Raw genomic sequence first — 15,045 nt, 5'->3', positions numbered from 1 at the left:
TTCACGCTCTCAGCCAGTCAGCGGCCGGACATCCCAGACCCACACACCGCCGGTGTGCACCGGCTCGATCCCGGTCAACTCGGTCATCGCCTGGCGCAGCGCGTCCGCGCGCTCCTGCGGGGCGAGGACCACCGCGCCGGCCCGCCAGTAGCGCAGATCCTCGACCGCCTCCCGCCGATTCTCCGCGGTGACCGGTGGCACCTCGCCGCTGCGCCGGACGGTGGCGACGAAGCTGCTGGTCGGGCGGGGTGGTGCGCCGAACAACGCGATCCGGTCCTTGCCGGGGCGGGTGTCCGGGCCGAGGAAGTAGCCGCGGGCGATCGGCATCTCCAGCCGGGTCTGGGCGGACCAGCGCAGCGGGTCGGCGTACTCGGTGTCCGGCAGCGGCAGGGTGACCAGGCTGCGGCCACCGGCCAGGTAGGGACGCCAGGCACCGGAGGTGACGAACTCGGGGGTCGGATCAAGGCGCTTGGTCGGCAGCGGGGTGGGCAGCACCGGCACCAGCGCCATCGCCAGTACGGTCACCGTGCCGAAGCGGATCTGCGAACGCCGGGCCGGATAGCGGGCCGCCAACTCCCGGGCACGCTCGGCAGCATAGGCGAGCAGCAGCCCGATGATCGGTGTGATCGCCAGCGCCCAGCGGGTCGGCACCACCGAGTGCAGCACCGGCAGGTCCTCCAGCAGCGCCCACGGGGCCGGTATGCCGGTCCCCTCCCGGTCGAAGCGGATCTCGCGGCCGAGGGAGAGCACCGCGAAGAGCACGCCCAACGCGGCCAGCGCGAGCACCACCACGTTGCGCCGCAGCCACCAGACCACCGCCGCCATCAGGATCACCAGCGGCCAGCCGAAGAAGGAGTTCTCCTCGGTGGGGTTCTTGGCCAGGCCGGTCGCGCTCCGCGCGTCCCCGGCCAGGGACTCCCGGGCGTACGCGACGAACGAGGCCAGGTCGGTGGAGTAGCCCCGGATCACCCAGGACAGCCCGTTGTAGGCGCCCGGACCGAAGAACTGGACATACAACGGGTACGCCAACAGGACCACGGACGCCGCCGCGGCGATGCCGAGCCCGGCCAGGAAGGTACGGGCCCGGCCGCGTAGTGCGGGTCGGGCGAGGGCCAGTGCCACGATCACCACGCCGAGACCGATCGCGGTCATCAGCAGGATCTCCAGGTTCAGGAAGGCCTGCCAGACGATCACCAACGCGAGCAGGAGGCCGTTGCGCAGCCAGCGTCCCCCGTCGGCCAGCCGCACCGTACGCCAGATGATCAGGGGTACGACGTACTGCGACACGATGTTCGGGTGCGCGTTCGCGTGCGAGATCATCGCCGGCGCGTACGCGCAGAAGGTGGCGCCCAGCCAGGCCGGGCCGCGCGCGCCGACGAGTACCCGGGACAGCACGAAGTACCAGGCGGTCGCCGTGGCGATCATCCCCAGCGTGAGGAATACCAGGAACGCGGTACGGGTGCCGAACAGCAGGGTGACAGGCGTCATTGGCACCGAAACAGACAACACCGAGGTATTTGCTACCAGATTGACTGTTTCGGGGACGTTCATCCGGTCCGACGAGAAGGGGTAGGCAAATTCGGTCACGACCCGCGCGCCGTGCGCCATCATCCATTCGAATTGCGCCATATCCGTCTTGTTGTCCCGAATGCCGTGTGTGGGATTCCACCACATCCGGGCCGTAACCCAGAACGCCAGCAGCACGAAACTCGCCACGGCGGCGACGTCCTTCCACCGCCCTGACCTGCTGAAACGCCTGGTGTCCCGCAGCTCGCCCGGCGACTCTCCCGCCCCGGACTCCTCGACGTGGCGACCCGATTCAGGAGTAGTCATAACAATTCGCAGCGTAGTCGGCCAATCAGGCCGTCGTGCAGGGTTCGGGTCACTCGCGTAACATCTGCCAAGTTCGCTGACCACCACCGATCGTGCACCTAGCCCCCGACCAATTCGGTTGTGCCAGACCCCGACAATTCCGTCACGCCGGGCGGATGGTTCACTCAGTCGGTCCTGGCGCGGTCGAGTCGTATCGTGAGGAATCGACGCATGACAGAAATCACTGGGGATCAGCGCATACAGTCCGAGGTCCTGGAGGGCCTCGCCACCGCGGTCAACCACCGACGCTGGTTCGTCGAGCTGGCCGTGCCCTACCTCGGCGACAACCCGATCGAGATCGGCAGCGGTCTCGGCGACTACGCGCTGGAGTGGGCTGAGCACTTCCCCCGGTTCACCGCCACCGAGGCCGACCCGGACCGCCTGGTCGCGCTCAAGGAACGCCTCGCCGACCGGCCCAACATCGAGGTCCGCCAGATGCTGCTGCCGCACTCGGAGCAGGGTGACTACAGCGCGGCGGTGTCGTACAACGTGCTGGAGCACATCGAGGACCACGTGGGCGCGCTGCGCAGCATGGGCGAGCTGGTCCGGCCGGGCGGCGCCGTGGTCATCATCGTGCCGGCCTTCCAGTTCGCGATGAGCCCCGCCGACATCGCCACCGGCCACGTCCGCCGCTACACCAAGAAGACCCTGTCAGCGGCGATGACCGAGGCCGGCCTGCGGGTGGAGAAGATCCACTACGCGAACGCGCTCGGCCTGATCGGCTACTTCATGGCCACCAAGGTCTTCCGCCTGATGCCGAAGGAGGGCCCCATGGTGAAGGTCTACGACACCCTGGTCCTCCCCGCCACCAAGGCCGCCGAACAGGTCCTCCTTCCCCCCTTCGGCCAGTCCGTCTTCGCCGTAGCCCGCACCCCCGCCTAACCCCTCCACCCACGCACCCTCCCCGCGGCGCTCCCCCGCCGCGTTGATCAAGAGGTTTGCGTCTGGATCCGGCCGGATTCTGACGCAAACCTCTTGATCAACTGGGTCCAGGGCGAGGGGTCAGGGCGTGACCTGGTAGGTGGGGCGGATGGTGGCGCGGGCGAGGGTGTGGAAGGTCAGGTTGAAGCCGACGTACGCCGGGGTGGCGTCCGGGGTGACGTCGAGGCGCTCCACGTCGAGTGCGTGGACCGCGAAGACGTACCGGTGGGGGCGGTCACCGGGCGGCGGGGCCGCGCCACCGAAGCCCTGCTCGCCGTAGTCGTTGCGGACGGTGAATCCGCCGCTCAGGTCGTCGTCGGCGACCCCCCGCGGCAACTCGGTCACGTCGGCCGGCAGGTTCACCAGCACCCAGTGCCAGAAGCCGCTACCGGTCGGCGCGTCCGGGTCGAAGCAGGTCACCGCGAAACCCTTGGTCTCGGCCGGAAAGCCCGACCAGGACAGCTGCGGTGAGACGTTGCCGCCGCCGGTGCTGCCGTGCGCGTGCGCCGCGTCCATCGGCTCACCGTTCTGGACGTCCTGACTGGTCAGCGTGAACGAGGCGACCGTCGGCAGCAGCTCGTACGGGTCCGGGGCGATGGGACGTTCCAGGGTCATCGAGTCAGGTCCTTCCGATGCGGGGTGGCGTTCTGCCGCCCCCTTCATACCCTGTGACCCGCTGGCATTCGTGAAACCCGCGCTGTGTCAGCCCAGTGAGCGGAGGGTGTGGGATTCGAACCCACGAAGACATCGCTGCCTTACCGGTTTTCAAGACCAGCGCCATCGGCCACTAGGCGAACCCTCCCGGACCGCGCGCCGCGCGGCCGTGCTTAGTCTGCCACGCCCGGGCGAGCGCCGAACGGGGGGAGCTACCCGTTTCGTCATGATCACTCACCCTCTGTGCGGGCAGCAGGTGGGGACCTTGAGGTGGGGTGCGGGTCGGATCGGGTAAGACTGGGGACATGCGCGCGATCGTCGTTTCCGAGCCGGGTGGGCCGGAGGTGCTGAGCTGGAGCGAGGTGCCTGATCCGCAGCCGGGGCCGGGCGAGGTGCTGGTCGACGTACGGGCCACCGCCGTCAACCGGGCGGACCTGTTGCAGCGGCAGGGGCACTACCCACCCCCACCGGGCGCGTCGGAGTATCTCGGGTTGGAGTGCTCGGGCGTGATCAGTGCGCTCGGTGCCGGGGTGGACGGCTGGGCGGTGGGGCAGCAGGTCTGCGCGCTGCTGGCCGGTGGCGGGTACGCCGAGCGGGTGGCGGTGCCGGTGGGGCAGCTGCTGCCCGTACCGGATGGGGTTGATCTGGTGGATGCCGCAGCCTTGCCCGAGGTGGCTTCGACGGTCTGGTCCAACGTGGTCCAGGTGGCTCGGTTGGCGGCGGGCGAGACGTTGCTGGTGCACGGCGGTGGCAGCGGGATCGGCACGTTCGCCATCCAGTTGGGTGCGGCGTGGGGCGCGACGGTGGTGGCGACCGCCCGGGCGGCCAAGCACGATCGGCTGCGGGCGTTGGGTGCCGCGCACCTGATCGATTATCGGGAGCAGGACTTTGTCGAGGAGGTCCGCAGGGTCACCTCCGACGCGGGTGCCGACGTCATCCTCGACATCATGGGCGCGTCGTACCTGGGTCGTAACGTGGCTGCTCTGGCGTACGACGGACGGCTCGTGACGATCGGCATGCAGGGTGGGCGCAAGGGGGAGTTGGATCTCGGTGCGTTGCTGGCCAAGCGCGGCACCGTCGCCGCGACGGCGTTGCGGTCCCGCCCGCTGGAGCAGAAGAGTGCCATCGTCCGTGGGGTACGCGAACAGGTGTGGCCGCTGGTCGAGGCCTGTCGGATCCGGCCGGTGATCGACCGGCGGATGCCGATCAGCGAGGCGGCCGACGCGCACCGCCTGGTCGAGTCGAGCGACCATGTCGGCAAGGTGCTGCTGACGGTCGACTGAGCCGACCCGGACCGCAACAAAACAGTGCCGCCTCAGCGGGGCAGGGTCAGTCGCGCTCCGGGGCCTTCACCGGCCAACTCGTCGCCCGGGTTGTAGAGGGCGCAGCGGCTCAGGGACAGGCAGCCGCAGCCGATGCAGCTGTCGAGGTCGTCGCGGAGCCGGTTCAACAACCTGATCTTCTCGTCCAGACGGTCGCGCCAGGCCATCGACAGCTGCGCCCAGTCGTCGGCGGTGGGCGTACGCGAGGCGGGCAGTGAGTCCAGTGCGGACCTGATCTCCTCCAGCGAGATGCCGACCTGCTGGGCGATCCGGATGAAGGCGACCCGGCGCAACTCGCCACGGTGGTACCGGCGCTGGTTGCCGCCGGTGCGCTCGGCCCGGATCAGCCCGAGCCGCTCGTAGTAGCGCAGCGCGGACTGGGCCACCCCACTGCGGGCGGCGAGTTGACCGATGGTGAGTGCTTCGTGCATCACTTTCGCCTTGAACTGAACCTCGCTTCAACTTGCAGGCTAGTCGCATGTCCTCACTAGCCACCATCACCACCCAGGTCGCCGAGGCGGCCGCCCCGCTGGACGGTCGAGACCCCGTCGCCCCGCTGCTGGAGCGGGTCCGCGCCGGCCGCGACTTCGGCCCGAACGTCTACTCGACCCGCGACGTGCTGTGGGTGCTCTACGACCGCGTCCTGCGGGTCACCCCGGCAACCGTCGACGAACCCGACCGGGATCGTTTCCTGCTCTCCAAGGGGCACGCGGTCGCCGGTTACTACGCGGTGCTGGCCGCGAAGGGCTTCATCCCACCCGACTGGCTCGACGACCAGGGCGGGCCGGACAGCCGGCTCGGCGACCACCCGGACCGGACGCTGGTGCCGGGGGTGGAGATCGGCTCCGGGTCGTTGGGGCACGGTCTCGGCCTGGCCGTCGGCAGCGCGCTCGGCCTGCGCGCCCAGGGCCTGCTCGACCCCCGGGTGTACGTGCTGCTCGGCGACGCCGAACTGGACGAGGGCTCCAACCACGAGGCGATCGCGTACGCCGGTGCCGTCGGCCTGGGGAACCTGACCGCGGTCGTGGTCGACAACTCCTCCGCCACGTACGGCTGGCCGGGCGGGGTGGCCACCCGCTTCACGGTCAACGGGTGGACCGCGGCCACCGTCGACGGGCACGACCAGGACGCCCTGCACGCGGCCCTGACCGGGCACCACGGCCACCGGCCGCACGTCGTCGTCGCAGTCGTCAACAACGGAGAGCAGGCATGAGCGAGATGACTACGGCAGTAGCGGAACTGAGCATGCGGGACTGCTTCGTCGACACCACCACCGCCCTGCTGGCCGAGAAGCCGCGTACGGCGTTGGTGCTCGCCGACATCTCCGCCTCCCTGTTCGCCTCGGCAGCCGAGCGGCACCCCGACCGGGTGCTCAACGTCGGCATCCGGGAGCAGTTGATGGTGGGGGTGGCCGGTGGGCTGGCGTTGACCGGGTTGCGCCCGATCGTGCACAGCTACGCGCCGTTCCTGGTGGAGCGGGCGTACGAGCAGATCAAGCTCGACCTCGACCACCAGGCGGCGAGCGCGGTGCTGGTCAGCGTCGGCGGCTCGTTCGACCGGGCGGAGTCCGGTCGCACCCACTTCAGCCCGGCGGACGTCGCGCTGTTCGACACCCTCGCCGACTGGACCGTGCACGTGCCGGGGCACCCGGGCGAGGTGTCCGGGCTGCTGCGTGCGACGGTGGCCGCCGACACCTCGGCGTACCTGCGGCTGTCGACCCTGCACAACGATCGCCCGTACGCCGATGCCGGTGATCTGGTGGTGGTGCGGGACGCGGGTCCCGGCGCGGCCCTGCTGGTCGCGGTCGGCCCGATGCTGGACGCGGCGCTGGCCGCCGTCGCGGACCTGCCCGTCACGGTGGCGTACACGCACCGGCCGCGTCCGTTCGACGTCGCCGGGCTGCGGGCGCTCGCCGGCACGGAGGTGATCCTGGTCGAGCCCTACCTGGCGGGGACTTCCGCCCGCGTGGTCTCGGCAGCGCTGGCGGATCGACCGCACCGGCTGCTCGCGCTCGGGGTCGGTCGGGAGGAGCTACGCCGCTACGGTTCGGCGGAGGATCATCTGCGCTGGCACGGGCTGGACCCGGCCGGGTTGCGCCGCTCGCTGACCGGCTTCCTCACCCCGGCCGCGATCGCGGGCTAGGCAGCGGTGGGACGGCGGCGAGTGCGCTCGCGTCCGAGGATCCAGAGCGCCTCGACCCCGTCCCGCCAGGTGATCTTCTTGCCTTCCTCACGGCCCCGGGCCCGGTAGCTGATCGGCACCTCGTACGGCCGGATACGGCGACGCAGCAGCTTGCCGGTCACCTCGGCCTCCATGCCGAAGCCTCGGGAGCGGATGTCCAGCGAGCGGTAGAGCGCGACCGGCATCAGCTTGAAGCAGGTCTCCAGGTCGCCGATGTAGGAGTTGAACAGCACATTGGCGGCCATGGTGACGCCTCGGTTGCCCATCACGTACCAGAAGCTGTAGGCGCTGTGGCTGCCGAAGGTCCGGTTGCCGTAGACCACGGTGGCCCGGCCGTCGAGCACCGGGGCGAGCAGTTTGGGGATGTCCTGCGGGTCGTACTCCAGGTCCGCGTCGAGGATGACCATGTATTCGCCCTCGGCGGCGGCGACCGCCGTACGGATCGCGGCGCCCTTGCCTGCGTTGCGTTGATGCGTGATCACGCGCAGTCGGGCGTCGTCGGCGCGACCGAGAACCTCTCCGGTGCCGTCGCGGCTGCCGTCATCGACCACCACGAGTTCGATCTCGCACGGATATTCCACGGCCAACGCCTGCTTGAGGGCGTCCCCGATGCGCTCTTCCTCGTTGTAGACCGGCATGAGGATCGACAGCTTCACGGGATTCTCCACGAGGGCGGCAGTGTGTCGGCCATAGCCTAGCCTGGCAGCTCAGCGATGTGGTGGCGACTGCCGATGGACATCCGCCATCGCACATTCAGGCTGATGGTGTTTACTTCCGGCCATGTCGGCCGTCGGCTTTCCGCTCGTCCTGGCACCCGTCGCCGCCGTCGTCGCGCTGACCGTGGCGTTACGGCCACGGGCCGTGGACAGTGTCGCGCCCCGACGCCTCGCGGTGATCCGGGCCGCCCTGGCCACCGGCGCGTTCGCGGTGGTGACCGTCGAGGTGCTGGGCGGGTCGGGGCTGCTGACACCGCCCGCGTTCGCCGTGGCCTGGCTGCTCTTCGTGGCCGGGTGCGTGGCGGCGGCCGGGTGGCGGCAGCGCCGCGACCGGCGGAACCTGTCCACCGAGGCCGCGACGGCGTCCCTTGCGGATGCCGTGGACCGCACCGCCGCACCGCCGCCCGCCCTGGTCGCGGCCGGGTCGGGCACGTCGGTGTCGTCCGGCACCCGACTGGCCACCGAGGTCCGCCCTGCCGGGGCAGGCTTCGACCGGGCGCCGACACCGGGCGGGGACGGCCCGGCACGCTGGTGGGCACCGCTCACCGCTTTCTGGCGTACGGCGGGTCGGGGCGAGCGGCTGCTCGCCGGCACGGTCGGCGGCCTCGTCCTGGTCGAGTTGCTGATCGCACTGCTGGCCGCACCGAACAACTTCGACTCGCAGACCTACCACCTGCCGAAGGTGGAACGGTGGGTGGCGCAGGGTGACCTGACGTTCTGGGCCACGGCGATCCACCGGCAGGTGACCATTCCGCCGGGTGCCGAGTACCTGCTGCTGCATCTGCGCCTGTTCACCGGCTCGGACGTGCTGTTCAACCTGGTCCAGTGGGCCGCCGGGGTGGGTGCCCTGCTGGCGGTGGCCCGGCTGACCGCTCAACTGGGCGGTGGTCGACGGGCCCAGTTGCTTACCGCGTTCCTGCTGGCCACCACGCCGATGGTGGCGTTGCAGGCGACCAGCACCCAGACCGATCTGGTCTGTGCCGCCTGGGCGGTCTGCGCGGCCACCCTCGCCCTGGACGGGCTGCGGCGACGCGCCCACCTCGGCGACCTGCTCGCCCTGGGTGCGGCCACCGGTCTGGTCGCGGTGACGAAGACCAGTGGCCTGCTCGCGGTAGGGCCGCTGCTGGTGCTCTGGGGGCTGGGCCAGTTGCGCCTGGCGTACCTGGCCCGGCCGGCGGGTCGACGGCGGATCCCGGCCGGCGGCCTGGCCCGTACGGTCGGCGCGTCGGTGCTGATCCTGCTGGTCGCCGTCGTCGTGGTCGGTCCCTTCATGGGTCGGGTGTACGCCGAGTTCGGTCATCCCCTCGGCCCGGACCGGCTGCGCAACTCGGTGCCGATGGAGCGGCACGATCCACCGTCGGTGCTGGTCAACGCGCTGCGCATCGGGCACACCGCGTTCGACACCCCGCTGGCCCCGCTGCGTGACGTCACCGCCCGGGCGATCGTCGGGGTGGCCGACCTGCTCGGTGTCGATCCGCAGGACCGCGACATCACCTTCGGGCGGGAGAGCTTCCCGGAGCCGTCCTGGTATCCGGACGAGGATCGGGTGGCCTTCCCACTGGCCGGGGTGCTGGCGCTGCTCGCCGTCGTGGCGGCGCTCCGCCGCCCGGCTCGGATCAGCCCTGGTGCGGCCGGGGCGTCGCGGGCGTACGGCGTGGTGGTCGTCGTGGCGGTGCTGCTGCACACCACGATGATCAAATGGCAGCCCTGGGGGAACCGGCTGTTGCTCTATGCGCTGGCGGTGGCGGTGCCGCTGGCCGGGCTCTGGTTGGACGCGCTGCTGCGCCGCTCGGCCTCGGCGCGGCTCGCCGGCCCGTCGGGACGCGCTGCGGGTGGGCGGCGGTCGGTCGCCGCGACCGTCGTGGTGACGGTGTTGGCGACCTCCGCACTGGCCGGGGTGCTGGCGGTGTCGTACGGCTTTCCCCGCCGGCTGGTCGGCTCGGGCTCGGTCTTCACCACCGCCGAGTGGGAGCTGCGTTTCCTGCGGCGTCCCCAGTGGGCGGAGGAGTACCGGTGGGCGGCCGACGCGGTACGCGCCGCCGAGGCCCGCCGGATCGGCCTGTCGCAGCGCAACGACGACTGGGAGTACCCGTGGTGGTTGCTGCTGCGTGACGAGGACGGCCGGCCACCGGAGCTGCTCGCGCTCCAGTCGGTGGTGGACGGCCGTCCGGCGGCCGACCCGACGTCGGTGGACGCGATCGTCTGCGTCGGCAGCCAGCCCCTCTGCGCGGACCTGGTGCCCGACGGCTGGGAGTTCGAGTTCCGCAGTTACGTCGGTTACGCGCTGCCCGGCCGCTGATCTCCTGCCCCATTGGCCCGGTTGATCGCAGCACGCAAGTATCCCGAAGCGTATTCACATACATGCCTCCACGCGTTACCGTCCGGTAACTCGATCGACGTCCCACGATCGAACCGAAAGGAGCGCGTCGATGTCTGGTTTCCCTGCCAGGCGTGAACGGACGCCCCGACGGCGACTCGTCCAGGTCGCCGTCCTCGCCACCGCTCTCGTCCTGCCCATGTTGGCCGGGCCGGCCTCACCAGCCGCCGCGGCCGACCGTCCCGCCGTCCAGCCACTCCCCGCCCACCTCGAAACGATCCGCGCCGCCGAAGCCACCCAGCTGTACGGCACTCCCGGCATCCGGCCACTCGCCCAGCGCCGCACCGCGCTGATCACCATGGGCGACAGTCAGATCTCCGGCGAGGGGGTGGGCAACTACGTGCCCGGCACCCACCAGCCGGGCAACTGGTGCGACCGCTCGTACGACCAGGCGGTGTTCCGTACCGGCATCGCCGCCGACGAGCGTTACAACATCGCCTGCTCGGGCGCCACCCCGTGGAACCTGATCGCGGGCGGACCGACCCAGCACAACGAGCTGAACCAGGGCGACCACCTCGCCATCAAGGCGCGCAACACCAACATCAAGCTGATCTGGGTGGTGGTCGGCGCCAACGGTGACGGCACGATCCAGTTCGGTCCGGTCGCCACCGACTGCGCGGTGCGCCGCGTCCTCTTCCAGGGCCCCTGCTGGCCCACCTACACCGACCAGTGGACGGTACGCACCGACGGCAGCCGGCGCGCCGTCGAGGACGCGCTGACCGACATCCGCCGGACCATGACCGGTGCCGGTTACCTCAACACCGACTACGAGTTGGTGCTGATGTCGTACTCCAGCCCGGCCAGCCCCGACGTGGAGGACAACCCCAACTTCCCCGGTTGGTACGCCGGCGGCTGCCTGCTCTACCTGGCCGACGCCGCCTTCGCCCGGAACAAGGCGGTACCGCTGTTCGAGTCGGCGCTCCGGGCGGCGGCGGCCAACACCGGCACCCGCTACCTCGACGGCAGCCGACTCTTCCACGGCCATGAGGTGTGCACCGACAACACGTCAGTGCGTGGCCTCTACATCGAACTCGGCGTCTGGGACGAGAACGCGGCCCGCCAGTCGTTCCACCCGAACTACCGGGGTCACGGCATGTTCGCCCAGTGCATCACCCAGTTCTACGCCTCCGGCCAGCAGCAGGGCACCTGCGTCGACCCGGCGAGCACCGGCAACGGCGTGCTCTACCCGGGCCTGATGCAGTTCAAGCAGCTGCGCAACGCCGCCACCGGCACCTGCGTGGACGGCAAGGGGTACGACTCACGCAACAACACCGCGCAGCAGTCGTACCGCTGCCACGGGGGCCGCAACCAGGGCTTCTGGTACGACCCGACGCGGCAGTCGCTGCACTCCGAGCTGTCCCACGACCGCTGCCTGGACGTCTCCGGCGGATCGTTGACCTCCGGCACGACTGTCAACATCTACGACTGCCACGGTGGTAACAACCAGAAGTTCGTCTTCTCCGGCAACCAGATCCGCGCCGCCGGCAACACCAACCTCTGCCTGGCCTTCGACAACCCGCTGCTGGGCACTCCCCGGCTGCGGCTGGCGAACTGCTCCAGCAGCTCCCGGCAGCAGTGGTCGTTCGAGTCACGGTCGTTCGCGCAGCCCGTCGGGTACGGGTACGACGACTTCATCGGGTCTCGCGTCTACTGACGCCGGCCCCTGATCATCGGCGGGGCGGTGGGTTCACCTGCCGCCTCGCCGGTCGTTTTCGCCGAGGCGACGGTCAGTGCGCCGCGGCCGGGTGCAGCGTGGTCGGACGGACGGCGGAGGCTTCCGCGACGGTCGCCAGAACCCGGGGCCGGGTGGCGCGTACCCGGGTGCGGAAGGCGTGGTTGAACAGCGCGTCGAGCTGCCACACCTGCTTCGGGTGCTGGGTGCGGACGAGGAAGCGCTCACGGATGCCGTCGATGGCGGTGGCCGCCAGTTCGACCGAGTGCAGTCGGGGGTCGGGGCTCCAGGTCACGTGGCTCAGCTCGCGCAACTCGGTGTTGAGGTGCAGCCGCAGCCGGTGCAGCACCCGGGTCTGCCGGGTGATCACGAGACGTCGATGGGTGAGCAGGAGAAGGTATTCGCCGGACATCGGCCGGTCGGGCCGGCTGCACCGGGTGACCAGGACTGTGGCGTCGCTGGCGCCGACGCAGCGACGGAACACCGGCATGTGTCGGGTCGCGGTCTGCACCGCCAGCCCGGCCTCGGCGGCGGCGGGAAGGAACGTTCGGGAGAAGACGTCCATGCCCTACCCAACGACCTTGCTCAACCGGTGACGTGGCTCACGCAACTGCTTTTTGCAAATTCCACGTTACGAAGATCGGCTCGGCGGCGCAGGTCAGAGCAGCTCGACGATCGTCGCATTCGCCATTCCGCCACCCTCGCACATCGTCTGCAGGCCGTAGCGGATGCCGTTGTCGCGCATGTGGGCGAGCATCGTCGTCATGATCCGGGCACCGGATCCGCCGAGCGGGTGCCCGAGGGCGATCGCCCCGCCGCGCGGGTTGAGCCGCTCCGGGTCCGCCTCGGTCTCCGCCAGCCAGGCCAGCGGCACCGGGGCGAACGCCTCGTTGACCTCGTACACCCCGATCTCCTCGATGCCCAGCCCCGCGCGGCGCAGCGCCTTCGCGGTGGCCGGAATCGGCGCGGTGAGCATGGCGACCGGGTCGTCGGCGGCGACCACGGCGGTGTGGATGCGGGCCAGCGGCCGCAGTCCGTGCCGGCTGGCCCACTCGCTGGTGGTGACGGCCAGCGCGGCCGCGCCGTCGGAGATCTGCGAGGCCGAACCGGCGGTGACCACTCCGTCCGGGCGGAACGGGGTGGGCAACTCGGCCAGCTTCTCCAGTGAGGTGTCCCGGCGTACGCCCTCGTCCGCGGCGAACTTGCCGCCGTCCGGGAGGACAACCGGTGCGATCTCGCCCTCGAACGCTCCCGCGTCCTGGGCGGCGGCGGCCTTCTCGTGACTGGCCAGGGCGAACTCGTCGAGCTGGGTACGGGACAACCGCCAGCGCTGCGCGATCAACTCCGCGCCGACGCCCTGGTTGAACGGCAGCGGCGAATCCTCGGCGACGCCCTCGACGCCCCGGTAACGGGCCAGGATCAGGTCGCTGAACGGCTGGCCACCGGCCACGCTGGAACCCATCGGCACCCGGGTCATCGACTCCACCCCGCCGGCGACCACCAGGTCGGCCTGGCCGGAGAGCACGGTGGCGGCGGCGAAGTGCAGCGCCTGCTGACTGGAGCCGCACTGCCGGTCCAGCGTGGTGCCGGGTACCGACTCGGGCCAGCCGGCGGCGAGCACGGCGTTGCGTGCCACGTTCCAGGACTGCTCGCCGACCTGGGAGACGCACCCCCACACCACGTCGTCGACCTGCGCCGGGTCGAATCCGGTCCGTTCGGCGAGGGCGCGCAGCACGTGCGCCGACAGATCCACCGGGTGCACTGCGGCAAGGCTGCCCTTGCGCCGTCCGACCGGGGTACGCACCGCACCGACGACAACCGCGTCACTCATCTGTACTCCCCGGTAACTTGGGCTGCCTCGATCCTACGCCCATCTGCCGGTCGTCCGCCCGCGCTGGCATGCTGGTCTCGTGCCTTCCGAAACGGATGCTGGTCGGGTGCCTTCCGGGACGACTCCGATGCAGTGGCGGATACCTGCGGCCCTGCCGGTGCTCAAACTGGTCGGCGCGGCCGGCCTCCTCGCCCTGGGATTCCTGCTGGCCGAGGGTGATCTGCTCCGGCCGGTGGCCGGCGCGTTGGGCGCCGCGCTGCTGGCCGGATGGGGCGTACGAGACGTGATCGCACCGGTCCGGCTGGCGGTCGACCCGAGCGGGATCACCGTGCCGAAGGGCTGGACCGGCCGGCAGCACCTGCCCTGGTCGGCGGTGGAGAGCATCCGGGTGCAGCGCCGACCCGGGCGCGGCTTCGCCGGCCCGGCGCTGGAGATCGACACCAGCGAGACGCTGCACCTGTTCAGCCGGCTCGACCTCGGCACCGACCCGGAGGACGTCGCCGACGCCCTGGCCGCCGTCCGCCCGGAGCCGGCACGACCGTCCCGGCCGCCCTCAGGCGAGCAGAGCGACGGTACGGATCAGAGCCGCGCCGAGTAGCAGCACCATGATCACCGTGCCGCCCACCGCCTGCACCAGCGTCCGGTGTGACCTCGGGGCGTAGGCCAGCACCAGGGCCATGAGCCCGCCGAACACCAGGCCGCCGAGGTGCCCGGCGATCGAGATCTGCGGCACGGTGAACGTGAAGATCAGGTTGATCACCAGGATCGGCAGGATCGCCGAGGTGTCCCGACCGAGCCGTCTCATGATCACGAATATCGCCGCGAAGAGACCGAAGATGGCGGTGGACGCGCCGGCCGACATCTGGTTCGGCGGGCTGAACACGTACACCGCGACGTTGCCGCCGAAGCCGGCGATGAAATAGAGCGCGGCGAAGCGCAGCGGCCCGAGCACCGCCTCCAACGACTGGCCCAGCACCCAGAGGGCCCACATGTTGAGCAACAGGTGCAGGATGCCGTAGTGCAGGAACATCGCGGTGACCAGGCGGTACCACTGGCCCTCGGCGACCCCGCCGATGCTGCCGTCGAGGAACATCGCCCGACCCAGCACGGCACCCCACTCGGTCAGCGGGGTGCTGCCACCCATCAGACCGCCGAAGCCGGTGCCACCGGCCGCCGCGTCCCCGCCCCGGTCGGAGGCGATCGACACCAGCATGATCAGCACGTTGATCGCGATCAGCGCCTTGGTCACGTAGCCGTGCCGGCCGGCGGCACCGCCACCGAAGGCGGTACGCGCCGGCCGGACGCTACGACGTCCTTCCGACACACACTCCGGGCACTGGAATCCGACGGATGCCTCGTTCATGCAGTCCGGACAGATCGACCGGTCGCACCGGGTGCATCTGACGTACGTCTCCCGCCCGGGGTGGCGGTAACAGGCCGGAGTGGTCGGCGCGGACTCACTCACCGCGAGCCCCAGGTGCCCGAGCGCTCAGTCATGC

General features: G+C 70.5%; 14 protein-coding genes and 1 tRNA gene. 7 read left to right on the top strand and 8 right to left on the bottom strand.

Features of this window, described 5'->3' with window-relative positions:
- Positions 1-9: 9 nt before the first annotated feature.
- The gene (locus EG812_RS20470; protein ID WP_502697206.1) at positions 10-1,833 is read right to left on the bottom strand and encodes a hypothetical protein; all 1,824 of its coding nucleotides are present in this window, start codon (positions 1,831-1,833) and stop codon (positions 10-12) included.
- 210 nt (positions 1,834-2,043) lie between these two features.
- On the opposite strand from EG812_RS20470, the gene EG812_RS20465 reads away from it, so the two are divergent.
- A complete protein-coding gene (locus EG812_RS20465; RefSeq protein ID WP_013736463.1) occupies positions 2,044-2,754 on the top strand; it encodes a class I SAM-dependent methyltransferase in 711 nt (236 codons plus the stop codon).
- A 120-nt stretch (positions 2,755-2,874) separates the two neighbouring features.
- On the opposite strand, the gene EG812_RS20460 is transcribed toward EG812_RS20465, so the two are convergent.
- Entirely contained in the window at positions 2,875-3,408 is a 534-nt protein-coding gene (locus tag EG812_RS20460; protein WP_126712479.1) for a YbhB/YbcL family Raf kinase inhibitor-like protein, read from the bottom strand.
- Between the two features lie 100 nt (positions 3,409-3,508).
- Positions 3,509-3,595 (bottom strand) — tRNA-Ser (locus EG812_RS20455).
- Positions 3,596-3,752: 157 nt separating this feature from the next.
- Between EG812_RS20455 and EG812_RS20450 the strand changes: the two genes are divergently transcribed.
- Entirely contained in the window at positions 3,753-4,730 is a 978-nt protein-coding gene (locus EG812_RS20450) for an NAD(P)H-quinone oxidoreductase (protein WP_126712478.1), read from the top strand.
- Positions 4,731-4,762: 32 nt separating this feature from the next.
- Here EG812_RS20450 and soxR read toward each other — a convergent pair whose 3' ends face one another.
- A complete protein-coding gene (gene soxR, locus EG812_RS20445; protein ID WP_013736484.1) occupies positions 4,763-5,200 on the bottom strand; it encodes a redox-sensitive transcriptional activator SoxR in 438 nt (145 codons plus the stop codon).
- Positions 5,201-5,247: 47 nt separating this feature from the next.
- Here soxR and EG812_RS20440 point away from each other — a divergent pair, with 47 nt between their 5' ends.
- Both EG812_RS20440 and EG812_RS20435 read left to right on the top strand, forming a co-directional pair.
- The gene (locus tag EG812_RS20440) at positions 5,248-5,982 is read left to right on the top strand and encodes a thiamine pyrophosphate-binding protein (protein WP_013736485.1); all 735 of its coding nucleotides are present in this window, start codon (positions 5,248-5,250) and stop codon (positions 5,980-5,982) included.
- A gap of 32 nt (positions 5,983-6,014) precedes the next feature.
- On the top strand, positions 6,015-6,911 hold the full coding sequence (locus EG812_RS20435) for a transketolase family protein (protein ID WP_013736486.1): 897 nt from the start codon (positions 6,015-6,017) through the stop codon (positions 6,909-6,911).
- On the opposite strand, the gene EG812_RS20430 is transcribed toward EG812_RS20435, so the two are convergent.
- Complete coding sequence (locus EG812_RS20430) at positions 6,908-7,606, bottom strand: glycosyltransferase family 2 protein (protein ID WP_013736487.1); 699 nt, start codon at positions 7,604-7,606, stop codon at positions 6,908-6,910. The two genes, EG812_RS20435 and EG812_RS20430, sit on opposite strands and share 4 nt — an antisense overlap.
- Positions 7,607-7,730: 124 nt before the next feature.
- Here EG812_RS20430 and EG812_RS20425 point away from each other — a divergent pair, with 124 nt between their 5' ends.
- Both EG812_RS20425 and EG812_RS20420 read left to right on the top strand, forming a co-directional pair.
- Positions 7,731-9,965 (top strand): glycosyltransferase family 39 protein, encoded by a 2,235-nt coding sequence (locus tag EG812_RS20425; protein WP_126712477.1) that lies wholly within the window; start codon positions 7,731-7,733, stop codon positions 9,963-9,965.
- A gap of 130 nt (positions 9,966-10,095) precedes the next feature.
- Positions 10,096-11,697: a ricin-type beta-trefoil lectin domain protein gene (locus tag EG812_RS20420; RefSeq protein WP_013736489.1), complete on the top strand. Its 1,602-nt coding sequence runs from the start codon at positions 10,096-10,098 to the stop codon at positions 11,695-11,697.
- A 73-nt stretch (positions 11,698-11,770) separates the two neighbouring features.
- Here EG812_RS20420 and EG812_RS20415 read toward each other — a convergent pair whose 3' ends face one another.
- Positions 11,771-12,280, bottom strand: coding sequence for a hypothetical protein (locus tag EG812_RS20415; protein ID WP_013736490.1), 510 nt, complete (start codon positions 12,278-12,280; stop codon positions 11,771-11,773).
- A 93-nt stretch (positions 12,281-12,373) separates the two neighbouring features.
- Positions 12,374-13,546, bottom strand: a complete 1,173-nt coding sequence (locus EG812_RS20410; protein WP_013736491.1) for a thiolase family protein — start codon at positions 13,544-13,546, stop codon at positions 12,374-12,376.
- Positions 13,547-13,673: 127 nt separating this feature from the next.
- Here EG812_RS20410 and EG812_RS20405 point away from each other — a divergent pair, with 127 nt between their 5' ends.
- Positions 13,674-14,144, top strand: a complete 471-nt coding sequence (locus EG812_RS20405) for a PH domain-containing protein (protein WP_126712498.1) — start codon at positions 13,674-13,676, stop codon at positions 14,142-14,144.
- Here EG812_RS20405 and EG812_RS20400 read toward each other — a convergent pair.
- Complete coding sequence (locus EG812_RS20400; protein WP_043722339.1) at positions 14,100-15,011, bottom strand: rhomboid family intramembrane serine protease; 912 nt, start codon at positions 15,009-15,011, stop codon at positions 14,100-14,102. The two genes, EG812_RS20405 and EG812_RS20400, sit on opposite strands and share 45 nt — an antisense overlap.
- Positions 15,012-15,045 lie beyond the last annotated feature (34 nt).

It is taken from the genome of Verrucosispora sp. FIM060022, assembly GCF_003977705.1.
In the GTDB taxonomy this organism is placed as follows: domain Bacteria; phylum Actinomycetota; class Actinomycetes; order Mycobacteriales; family Micromonosporaceae; genus Micromonospora; species Micromonospora gifhornensis.
Note: the sequence above shows the minus strand (reverse complement) of the source record. Positions and strands in the feature narration are given on the sequence as shown.

Bases quoted from the DNA above. Each gene is read 5' to 3' on its own strand.
- EG812_RS20415 (WP_013736490.1), bottom strand. From the start codon at position 12,280: ATGGACGTCTTCTCCCGAACGTTCCTTCCCGCCGCCGCCGAGGCCGGG.
- EG812_RS20450 (WP_126712478.1), top strand. From the start codon at position 3,753: ATGCGCGCGATCGTCGTTTCCGAGCCGGGTGGGCCGGAGGTGCTGAGC.
- soxR (WP_013736484.1), bottom strand. From the start codon at position 5,200: ATGCACGAAGCACTCACCATCGGTCAACTCGCCGCCCGCAGTGGGGTG.
- EG812_RS20435 (WP_013736486.1), top strand. From the start codon at position 6,015: ATGCGGGACTGCTTCGTCGACACCACCACCGCCCTGCTGGCCGAGAAG.
- EG812_RS20465 (WP_013736463.1), top strand. From the start codon at position 2,044: ATGACAGAAATCACTGGGGATCAGCGCATACAGTCCGAGGTCCTGGAG.
- EG812_RS20420 (WP_013736489.1), top strand. From the start codon at position 10,096: ATGTCTGGTTTCCCTGCCAGGCGTGAACGGACGCCCCGACGGCGACTC.
- EG812_RS20425 (WP_126712477.1), top strand. From the start codon at position 7,731: ATGTCGGCCGTCGGCTTTCCGCTCGTCCTGGCACCCGTCGCCGCCGTC.
- EG812_RS20440 (WP_013736485.1), top strand. From the start codon at position 5,248: ATGTCCTCACTAGCCACCATCACCACCCAGGTCGCCGAGGCGGCCGCC.
- EG812_RS20405 (WP_126712498.1), top strand. From the start codon at position 13,674: ATGCAGTGGCGGATACCTGCGGCCCTGCCGGTGCTCAAACTGGTCGGC.
- EG812_RS20410 (WP_013736491.1), bottom strand. From the start codon at position 13,546: ATGAGTGACGCGGTTGTCGTCGGTGCGGTGCGTACCCCGGTCGGACGG.
- EG812_RS20460 (WP_126712479.1), bottom strand. From the start codon at position 3,408: ATGACCCTGGAACGTCCCATCGCCCCGGACCCGTACGAGCTGCTGCCG.
- EG812_RS20470 (WP_502697206.1), bottom strand. From the start codon at position 1,833: ATGACTACTCCTGAATCGGGTCGCCACGTCGAGGAGTCCGGGGCGGGA.